This is a genomic window from Streptomyces sp. NPDC097981 (assembly GCF_040302565.1).
In the GTDB taxonomy this organism is placed as follows: domain Bacteria; phylum Actinomycetota; class Actinomycetes; order Streptomycetales; family Streptomycetaceae; genus Streptomyces.
This window is the reverse complement of the sequence record NZ_JBEORW010000047.1, coordinates 61,108-69,902: the sequence shown is the minus strand read 5'-3', so window position 1 is coordinate 69,902 and position 8,795 is coordinate 61,108. Positions and strand designations below refer to the sequence as shown.

11 protein-coding genes and 4 pseudogenes are annotated in these 8,795 nt (G+C 68.3%); 8 read left to right on the top strand and 7 right to left on the bottom strand.

Features of this window, described 5'->3' with window-relative positions:
* Positions 1-125: 125 nt before the first annotated feature.
* Together ABTY04_RS41270 and ABTY04_RS33290 are read right to left on the bottom strand one after the other, a co-directional pair.
* Complete coding sequence (locus ABTY04_RS41270) at positions 126-527, bottom strand: transposase (protein WP_502996769.1); 402 nt, start codon at positions 525-527, stop codon at positions 126-128.
* 109 nt (positions 528-636) lie between these two features.
* Positions 637-1,812, bottom strand: a complete 1,176-nt coding sequence (locus ABTY04_RS33290; protein WP_352217169.1) for a protein kinase domain-containing protein — start codon at positions 1,810-1,812, stop codon at positions 637-639.
* Between ABTY04_RS33290 and ABTY04_RS33285 the strand changes: the two are divergent.
* Positions 1,757-2,128 (top strand): annotated as a pseudogene (locus ABTY04_RS33285) (hypothetical protein); the annotation flags it as partial. The gene ABTY04_RS33290 and the pseudogene ABTY04_RS33285 overlap by 56 nt on opposite strands.
* A 56-nt stretch (positions 2,129-2,184) precedes the next feature.
* Positions 2,185-2,334 (top strand): annotated as a pseudogene (locus ABTY04_RS33280) (IS5/IS1182 family transposase); the annotation flags it as partial.
* Positions 2,335-2,542: 208 nt separating this feature from the next.
* Here ABTY04_RS33280 and ABTY04_RS33275 read toward each other — a convergent pair.
* Positions 2,543-2,917 (bottom strand): hypothetical protein, encoded by a 375-nt coding sequence (locus ABTY04_RS33275; RefSeq protein WP_352217168.1) that lies wholly within the window; start codon positions 2,915-2,917, stop codon positions 2,543-2,545.
* A gap of 477 nt (positions 2,918-3,394) precedes the next feature.
* Between ABTY04_RS33275 and ABTY04_RS41265 the strand changes: the two genes are divergently transcribed.
* On the top strand, positions 3,395-3,703 hold the full coding sequence (locus ABTY04_RS41265; protein ID WP_502996768.1) for a transposase: 309 nt from the start codon (positions 3,395-3,397) through the stop codon (positions 3,701-3,703).
* 543 nt (positions 3,704-4,246) lie between these two features.
* Here ABTY04_RS41265 and ABTY04_RS33265 read toward each other — a convergent pair.
* The 3 genes from ABTY04_RS33265 to ABTY04_RS33255 form a co-directional block, all read right to left on the bottom strand.
* Complete coding sequence (locus tag ABTY04_RS33265; RefSeq protein WP_352217167.1) at positions 4,247-4,393, bottom strand: hypothetical protein; 147 nt, start codon at positions 4,391-4,393, stop codon at positions 4,247-4,249.
* 141 nt (positions 4,394-4,534) lie between these two features.
* Entirely contained in the window at positions 4,535-5,017 is a 483-nt protein-coding gene (locus tag ABTY04_RS33260) for a hypothetical protein (RefSeq protein WP_352217166.1), read from the bottom strand.
* 94 nt (positions 5,018-5,111) lie between these two features.
* Positions 5,112-5,396, bottom strand: coding sequence for a hypothetical protein (locus tag ABTY04_RS33255; RefSeq protein ID WP_352217165.1), 285 nt, complete (start codon positions 5,394-5,396; stop codon positions 5,112-5,114).
* A 203-nt stretch (positions 5,397-5,599) separates the two neighbouring features.
* Between ABTY04_RS33255 and ABTY04_RS33250 the strand changes: the two are divergent.
* The 5 genes and pseudogenes from ABTY04_RS33250 to ABTY04_RS33230 form a co-directional block, all read left to right on the top strand.
* Positions 5,600-6,206 (top strand): annotated as a pseudogene (locus ABTY04_RS33250) (IS630 family transposase); the annotation flags it as partial.
* A gap of 206 nt (positions 6,207-6,412) precedes the next feature.
* Positions 6,413-6,544 (top strand): hypothetical protein, encoded by a 132-nt coding sequence (locus ABTY04_RS33245; RefSeq protein WP_352217164.1) that lies wholly within the window; start codon positions 6,413-6,415, stop codon positions 6,542-6,544.
* A gap of 74 nt (positions 6,545-6,618) precedes the next feature.
* A complete protein-coding gene (locus tag ABTY04_RS33240) occupies positions 6,619-7,254 on the top strand; it encodes a VOC family protein (RefSeq protein ID WP_352217163.1) in 636 nt (211 codons plus the stop codon).
* A gap of 87 nt (positions 7,255-7,341) precedes the next feature.
* A pseudogene (locus ABTY04_RS33235) lies at positions 7,342-7,689 on the top strand (transposase); the annotation flags it as partial.
* Between the two features lie 378 nt (positions 7,690-8,067).
* Entirely contained in the window at positions 8,068-8,220 is a 153-nt protein-coding gene (locus tag ABTY04_RS33230; RefSeq protein WP_352217162.1) for a hypothetical protein, read from the top strand.
* Positions 8,221-8,347: 127 nt separating this feature from the next.
* Here ABTY04_RS33230 and ABTY04_RS33225 read toward each other — a convergent pair whose 3' ends face one another.
* Complete coding sequence (locus ABTY04_RS33225; protein ID WP_352217161.1) at positions 8,348-8,773, bottom strand: MarR family winged helix-turn-helix transcriptional regulator; 426 nt, start codon at positions 8,771-8,773, stop codon at positions 8,348-8,350.
* Positions 8,774-8,795: the final 22 nt, after the last annotated feature.

Here is an 8,795-nt window from a genome sequence, read left to right as displayed (position 1 = left end):
ACAACCTCACCCTCGCCGGATAAGCGAGCAGGCCGCACGGCAGCCCGCCATGCCCGAGGCCACTCGAAGATCATTTACGGGACAACCCTTAGGCCTCGGAAAGCACGTGTAGTTTGCTGCCCTTCTTACGGCGATCGACCGGATTCGGCCCGGTCAGCGAGCCCCCTTTTCGCCCGCACCGACGCGGCATCGACGATCGCGGACGTCCAGTCCAGCTCGCCCCTGGCACCTAGCGCGTCCAGCACCGCCCGGTGCAGCCTGCGCCACAGCCCGGCCTCGGTCCACGCGGTGAACCGACGGTGCGCGGTGGCCGGCGAGACACCGAACGACCCCGGCAGATACCGCCACGCGCACCCGCTCGTCAGCACGTACACCACAGCCGTGAACACCGCCCGCACGTCCACCGGAGCAGTACCCCCGCCCTGCGGACGGGACGTGAACCTCGGCATCGACGGAGCCGTCAGCTCCCACAGTTCCTCCGGAACCAGCCGACGCGAGAGATCAACCCCCTCACGGTGCAGCATCATGCCGCACCCCCGATGCACCAAGCGAGACATCCCCTAATTCTGAGCTCGGGTCAGCCGCGCTCTACTCCACGTCCTCACGCGACGCAACCGTCGCGCTGGCGAGAAGACCTCAGCCCTCTGACTGGCCGAACTCCAGCCATGCGCAGATGCCAACCATGACCAGGATCACCACGACATCCGGCCCGGTCAGTGCCCACGTCTCGTCAGGATCGAAAATGTGGACGATGACCGCCAACACACCCAGGATCACTGTGCCGCCCATGACCTTGGCGATGAACCCGGACAGCGTCCCCTTCGCCGACTTGCCCTCGGCGGTATAGACGTCCTGGACGGTGATGACCCCGCCGGGGCCGGTTCCCTTGACCGTGGGGAGATCGATGCCCTGCTCGTCTGCGCGCTTACGGGCCGAGGCCGTGGCGCGGACCTCCACCTTCGTCGGCTTCGGGACGCGCCTGACCACCTCGGTCGTTTTCTCCGACGCGGTCGTCGTACTTTCCAGCACGTCGAGCAGCGCCAGCGCCTCTGTCACTGTGGGCCGTTGGTCCGGGTCTTTCTCGAGCAGCGCGGTGATCAGTGGCTCCAGGCGCCCCGCATGCTGCGGGGGCGGGGGCGGCTCGGTCAGGAGGGCAGTCAGGGTGGCGGTGGGATTCGCTCGGCGAAAAGGTGAGGTCCCTTCGACACCCTGGTAGAGCGTCGCCCCGAGCGAGAACAGGTCGCTGGCCGGGTGGTCCTCGGCACCGTTGGCGCGCTCGGGGGCGACGTACTCCAGGGAGCCGATGAACGCGCCGGTTGTGGTTAGGGAAGTGTCGGTGGAGTGGACGGCGATGCCGAAGTCGGTGAGCAGGAACTCGTCGTCGGCGAGCATGACGTTGGCGGGTTTGACGTCACGATGGATGATTCCCGCGCCGTGAGCCGCTGCTAAGGCCTGCAGCAGGCAGCGGGCGGCATGGGCCGCGGTCTCCACTGGCAGGGGTCCCTCGGTCTCGAGATGCCGCTCCAGCGAGTGCCCGTCGACCAGACGCATGACCATCCACGGCCGGTCGTCCTCGGTGATCACGTCGTGGACAGCGACGATGTACGGCTGGTCGCGCAGTGCCGCAGCGTTCTGGGCCTCGCGCCGGGCCCGGGCCAACCGTTCGGAGTGCTCCTTCGGGGAGGTCGCCGGAGGCAGGTACACCTCCTTGACGGCGACACCGACGTCGAGGTCCAGATCGTGGGCCCGCCAGACGATGCCGAAGCCGCCGCGGGCCAGCTCCTCGTCGAGGCGGAACCGGCCACCGATCACCGTGCCCGGCTGTGTCTCCTGCACCATGGCCCACCCGTTGTTGTTGAGAACGCGTCAAGTGTGCTTGTCCCACGATATCGGGTGGCCTGCCGACGCGCGGCAAGCGCGGAGGACCCGAAGGGCAGCGGCAGCGGCCCTCAGGGGACAAGACCGTGAGACAGACGTCCCCGCCCCAAGCGGCAGGACGAACCGCCACCGCCTCTCCCGCGGCGGCGACCGCGGGGCCAACGCCGCCCAGGGCGGGGGTACTGATCCGGTGGACGTGCGGGCGGTGTTCACGGCTGTGATGTACGTGCTGACGAGCGGGTGCGCGTGGCGGTATCTGCCGGAGTCGTTCGGTGTCTCGCCGGCCACCGCGCACCGTCGGTTCACCGCTGGAAGATCGGGCGGTCGATCTCCTGGCTCTTCGGCTACCGCCGCCTCACCGTCCGGTACGAACGAAAAGGCAGCCGCTTCCTTGCCTTCCTCGGCCTCGCCGCAGCCCTGACCTGCTACAAGAGACTCACGAAGCTCACCACGTGAGACATCCTCTAAACCAACTGGCTGACTGGTTGGACGGATCGCAGTCGAGTTACTGAAAGCAGTGGGCGGAAATCTTGGCACTTGGCAGCATCCGAGCGTGTCGCGCTGTGGCACGGCCACGGTCATCGAGGTCGCGCCACCTCGCACCTGAGCCCACTTCACGGGTGTCCAGGTGCGAGAGCACCGAGCACCCCATGGCCATCATTGCTTATCGGAGCTCAGGCAGTGGTCCGGAGTTCTTCCGGTAGCAGCCCTCTTCAAGCCGGAAGAGGTACTGCCGGAGGTCCCCGCCGAGCCCTTCAGTGATATAGGCGGCAAAGTCCCTCAGCCCCTCCGCGGCTTCCCGCTCGTCAGGCCTGTCGCTGGACGACCATCTGGGCAGGAGGGACTCCAGGTACTCGGTGACCCGCCCACGGTCGCGCCACCAGTCCCGAACAGCCTCGGGTGTCCATCGGCTGTCGCCGTCGCCGGCATAGCCGCGGTACGGATCTTCCTGGGCTGCTGTCACCAGGTTCAGGACCTCGGCCGTAGTCGCCGGCTGGCGATACACATATTCACCGAAGTACTCGCCACCGTAGAGCACATGACGCGGTGCGTGCAGCCGGCCCGTCCAACAGTTGTCGGTACTGCCGGTGTAGAAGGGGCCAGGAACGTTCAATCAGAGCCGGTCCTCCCAACGCCCGCCGAAGGACGTCTCGGGCTCGCCTTCTGGAAGCGCCGCTGTCGGTTCCCAGCACAGCTCTTCGCAGGTCATCCGCGAAGCTTAGGACCCGATGGGAAGGATCTCTCAGAAGGTTTCCGCTTTCCGTTCAGCAGGCTCGATGAGTCGAACAGGGTTCCTGTTCGGGTGATCTTCGCGTGGTCGGAGCATGAAGGAAGGGCCTCTTGGTAGCTCGGGGTTGCGATCCCAACCGAGCTGTTCCAGGAGGCCCTGTTGTCACAGTCTTTCGCGCTCGTACCTGCCGAGTCCAATGTGCCGTCCCGGCCGTGTGACTGCCTCGCGCACAGGTTCGGGAATGCTGCGGACCAGCCGGACCGTGCCCCGTCTTACGCGTCGGACATGACCGAGGCAGAGTGGCAGGTGGTGCGGGCGTCGTTGCCGGTGCCGGCGTGGCTGGAGGGCCGGGGCGGCCGTCCGGAGGGCTATTGCCACCGCGTGATACTGGACGCGGTCCGCTACGTGGTCGACAACGGTGTGAAGTGGGCAACCTCCCGAAGGACTTCCCGCCGTACCGGCGGGTGCATGCGCCGCCCGCTTCGCCCGCCTCAGGAACAAGGACGACAACGGCCGCGGGCGCGGCGCGGATCACCGCAAGGGTGTTGCGGGGGCCCGGACAAAGCCGGATGTGTTGCACCTTGCCAAGGATGATTCGACGCCCTTGGCCGCGATCTACCTCGATCAGCGGGTGGAGCACTGTGAGCGGCCGCTCAAGGCGGCTCCGCGCCCGCCGATGAGTACTGCACCCGCGGACTTGGCAGGCGCCGGGGGGCCTGAAGGCGGATGAGAGCCGCTGCAGCCGGCCCATCACCGACCTGCACAAACTGAGGGACAGGGCGAGCGCGTGGCAGCGTGGGTCGAGCCGGAGGAACGGCGCCGGGTACGGGAGCGGATCTTCCTGGCCTGGGCCGAAGGGGCACCGGGCGGACGTCGCCCGGCCTGGCCGCCCGACGCTGCCCATACCTGCCGGCCGATGCGAAGCCACTCGCGCACCGGCTCCGGGACGTTTGCCCGGGCCTTCCCCGAGGGCGGCCGTACGGCGCAGGCCCTGCGGCACCCGTCGCCCGCAGCCCAGGACGCGGTGGCGGTGCCGTCGGGTGTGGACCCTGCCGCGCCCATGCTCGGGCCGTCGCCACGCGCCGACCACCGACAGGTCTGGCAGATGCATATCAAACGACGCATCAACGACTCAGGTCACTGGCTGCGGACGCCGCCGAGGAAGGCCGGGCACGTGCTCGCCGAGCTGGAGGCGAACGCCGTGGCCTGGCGGCGGCCCCTGAGGACGTATCCGTCGGCCTCGGCGCGGGTCTCGGCCGGCAGGGCGTGCCACCAGCCGGTCACGAGGCGGGGTCCGCGGCGAAGACGCTGACCGCGTGGGTCGCGTGCCGGTCCGGCATCGGTATCCCCCGTCGTCCCCCAGTGGGCTGCACACCGCCACCGTACGGTCCCGACCGCCCGGGGCGCGGGACCGTACGGGGTGAGTCAGGGCTTCGGGAGGGCGGTCGGGAGGCCCGTGGGGAGCTTGCCCGGCTCGCTCTTCTGGTAGGTCTCGGTGCCGACTTCCTGCCAGGTGACCTTCAGTTGGGCCGCGCCCGCGGAGGCGACCTGGCCCTTCGAGTGCAGTGCGCCCGCCGGGCACTTGAGGTCGAAGGACTTGCCGTCGGTGGTGCCCTGGCAGGTCAAGCCGGAGGCGCCCTCGACGACTACGGCGGTCTTGCCCTTGACGGTCAGGACAACGGGCTTCGACGGGTTCGCCATCGAGATCCAGCCGCCCTCCACACTGCCGCCCTTGGCGTCGGCACCGGAGCTGGACGCGGCCGACGGACTGCTCGGCGTCGCGGCCGGCTTCGGGTCCTTCGAGGTGGCGGCCTTGTCGCCGCCGGAGTCGCTGCCACAGGCCGTGAGGGCCAGGGCGGCCGCGATGCCAGCGGTGGCGATGAGGCTGTGGCGCAGGTTCTTGTGCATGAGAAGTCCCCCAGTGGAGCACGAATTGATCGAAAGAGTGTGCCAAATTACCAGGAAGGGAGACACGGATGGCGGCGTCGGCGTCACCGGTTCGTCACAGGTACCGGGCGTAGTCGTCCAGGACGCCGCCGATGGGGAGCCAGCCGTCGGCGCGGTCGGCCACCGCTGTGAAGAGCCTCGGGCCGGCAGCGCCGCCGATCAGGGTGTGCGGGCCTTGGAGTGGCTCGCCTGGGCGCAGTTCCTGGGCGGGCTGGACGGCGAAGGTGCACAGCAGCCGGTCGTACGGGCCTACGTCAGGGTGGCCGACGATGGCCTCGCCCGTGAGCGCGTCGGCGTACAGGCCGAGGGTGCACAGCCGTTCCTTCGCGGCAGCCCACACCGCCGGGTCTGCATCGATGGTGGTGGGATTGGCGGCGCCGCATCGGTGGGCAAGGAGTGCAGCCGCCTCTATTGACCTGCAGTCAGAGATTTGTCGTTGGTCGGGCGTGAGTCGTCCGGGTCCGAAGATTGCCGTTGTCGGTCACTGATGCCCAGCGGACGGTACTGGAGGGCTGGTTACGTCGCCGTACGACGGCTCAGGCTTTGGCTCAGCGGTCCAGGATCGTGCTGGAGTGCGCCGAAGGCCACTCGATCACGGAGGTGTCCCGCCGGCTGCGGATCACTCCCGACACGGTCCGCACCTGGCGGCGGCGCTTCATCGAGCGGGGACTGGACGGCTTGTGCAACGACCCACGGCCCGGCGCCCCCGGAGGATCAGCGATGCCGACGTCGAGCGGGTCATCGTCACGACACTTGAGGAGACACCGAAGAACGCGACCCACTGGTCGACGAGGTCGATGGCCGCGGCCACGGGAGTGTCGCAGCCGACGGTCTCGCGGATCTGGCGGTCGTTCGCCGTGGCCCCGCACCGGTCGCAGACGTTCAAGCTGTCGACGGATCCGCTGTTCATCGACAAGGTCCGTGACGTTGTCGGTCTGTATCTCGACCCGCCGGAGAAGGCCTTGATCCTCTGCGTGGACGAGAAGTCGCAGATCCAGGCCCTGGACCGGTCCCAGCCGGTCCTGCCGATGATCCCGGGCACTCCTGAACGTCGCAGCCACGACTACGTCCGTGCCGGCACGACCACCTCTTCGCCGCCGTCGAAGTCGCCACCGGAAAGGTCATCGGCTCACTCCATCGCCGCCACCGGGTGGACTCCCGGCTCTCCCGCAGACCGGTTGTGCAGATGCCGACGCCCGCAGGCAGGGGCGAACTGTTCGGCCACCATTGACGCCACCGCCGACGCGTCGCGAGTGTCGTCAACATCGATGAGGCGGATGCCGAGGCGGCGGCCGGTCTAGAGCCTGTCTCTTGGAAGTGCGGTGAGCATGGTGCTGCATGCCGGATCGAAATCCTGTGGCAGCAGCACTCGCCCCGCAGCGGCTGATCGAGCGGGCCGTGGGCCTCGACGAGGCGGCAGCGCTGCTGCCTGGCTTCGACCGGGCCTCCCCCGCCGGGTTGACGATGATCGATCCGCTCCACGGCTGAATCCACGGCGGACGCGGCCGGGGCGGCGGGCGTGGCGTCGGGATTTGTACGGGTTGCCGGGTGATGATGGCTCAGTGCGACTTGATCACGTGTCCTATGCGGTGGCCCGCGACAGCTTCGTCTCGACCGTCCAGTGGATCGGATCGGCCCTCGGCGCCGGGTTCGTCGACGGGGGCGTGCACCCGCGATTCGGCACCCGCAATTTTATTCTCCCGTTGAGCGGCGGCACCTACGTCGAGGTCGTCACCACACTCGACCACCCCGCCGCCGACCGCGCACCCTTCGGCCAGGCGGTCGCGCGTCGCGCCGCCGAGGGCGGCGGCTGGCTCGGTTGGGTGGTCTCCGTCGACGACATCGCCCCGGTCGAGGCCCGCCTCGGCCGCACCTCGGCCGAGGGCCACCGTGTCCGCCCCGACGGGTTCGACCTGAGGTGGAAGCAGATCGGCCTGCTGGAACTTCTGGAGGACCCGCAACTGCCCTACTTCCTCCAGTGGTTGGTCCCCATCGAGGAGCGCCCGAGCGCCGGCCCGCGCACCTCCACCACCATCCACGGGGTCTCCATCGCCGGCGACCCCGCCTCCATCGCCGAATTCCTCGGCGAACCGGCCGACCACCCCCTCGACCAGATCGACGTCACCTGGGTCGGGGATGAGGAACCGGGCCTGGTCTCGGTTGAGTTCGCCACCGCCCACGGCCCGGTCACGATCTGACCAGGGCCCGACTGCCCCGCCGGAGCAGCCGGCTCGGGTCTCCTGGCTGGCGCGTGTCTCTTTGACGGGTTGGACAGTTGATCGGATGTGTCTGCCCGATTAGTGATCACTGATGCGATGTGGGGCCGGATCGAGCCGCTGATGCCGGCCAATCCGGTCCGTGGACGGCGGTGGGCTGATCACCGCCGAACGCTCGAGGCCATCGCGTGGGAGTACCGCACCAACTCGCCCTGGCGGGACCTGCCCGACGAGCTCGGCCCGTTCCAGACCGCCCACAAACGGCTGATCAGATGGGCCGTCGACGGAACCTGGTAGAACATCCTGACCGCCGTGCTGGCGGCCGCGGACGCCGGTGACGACATCGGCTGGACCGTCTCGGTCGACTCCACCGTCGTCCACGCCCACCAGCATTCCGCCGGAGCACGCAAAAAGGGGCCGAAGGCCGCGGACTCTCCACCGGGCGCGACAGTCCCGCCCATCGGATCCGGTCGGCCACTGACGTGCGGTGGGCGGGGCGAGGCGGTCATGACTACATGGCCAACCTTCCAAGGCCACCGGCGCCACGACGACGGGAGAGAGATATCTCGTACAGTCAGCGAACCCCGCACGTCCCACACGCGGTTCTGCACCGTGACACGCCGGAAGGGGTACACGCATTCGACACCCACAGTCAGCGCGCTGACCGGACTGTCGGCTACAGCCGGTTCGACCTCGTACCGGACGCCTTCGATCACGACGTAAAGTCGGCTCCAACGGATCCAGCAGATGCACGTCCCCGTTCATGACGGGTGGTTTTGCTGATCCCACACCGCCGTGAGGCTCCCGACGAAGGCCGCCCTGCCCGCCGACTACCGCGAGATCCTGGCCATCGTGCGGGCCGCCGATGGCCCGGTCCAGGTCAGGGCGGTGGCTGAGGGGCTGGGCCTTCGGGTGGCGGTGCGCGGCAAGCGCGAAGTCTCCCGGTGACCGACGATCTTCACCGAAGTCATCCGTGCGCGACCAGCATGAGCATCCCGGACATCACACACACCAGACTCGTGACCTGCAACTTCACCATGCACAGCGCTCGATGATCCAAATGACAGCCCCTGGGCTACTTGCCATTCAAGTGTGTGGTCAGGCGTGATAGCAGAGGCAGCGCCGCCTCAAGCGTCTTTCGTTCATCGCGACTGAGGACATCGCTGATCGCGGTGCCGAGCCAGTCGGCACGCCTTCTGCGCTCCTCGGCCAGACGGTCACTCCCCGTCGGCGTGAGGTGGAGCAACAGTTTGCGCCCGTCGCTGGGGTGCGCTTCGGCATGCACAAGGCCCTGAGCCAGGAGTTCTTTGACGGCCTTGGCAGCCGACTGGTGACTGACTCTCCGCTGTTGTGCGATATCGGCGGTGGTCAGCGGGCCGCTGCGGTCCAGGTAGCCCAGGACGGCGGCCTCGCCGGGCGGCATCCTGTCGGCAGTGCGCACAGCGCGTACGAGCTGTCCGATGTTCAGGCGAAGTTCTTCAGCCAGCCGATCCGTGTCCATGATGCCAGCTTACCCGCACCCA

Coding starts and splice junctions, on each gene's coding strand:
- ABTY04_RS41270 (WP_502996769.1), bottom strand. CDS start 527: ATGATGCTGCACCGTGAGGGGGTTGATCTCTCGCGTCGGCTGGTTCCG.
- ABTY04_RS41265 (WP_502996768.1), top strand. CDS start 3,395: ATGACCGAGGCAGAGTGGCAGGTGGTGCGGGCGTCGTTGCCGGTGCCG.
- ABTY04_RS33225 (WP_352217161.1), bottom strand. CDS start 8,773: ATGGACACGGATCGGCTGGCTGAAGAACTTCGCCTGAACATCGGACAG.
- ABTY04_RS33260 (WP_352217166.1), bottom strand. CDS start 5,017: ATGCACAAGAACCTGCGCCACAGCCTCATCGCCACCGCTGGCATCGCG.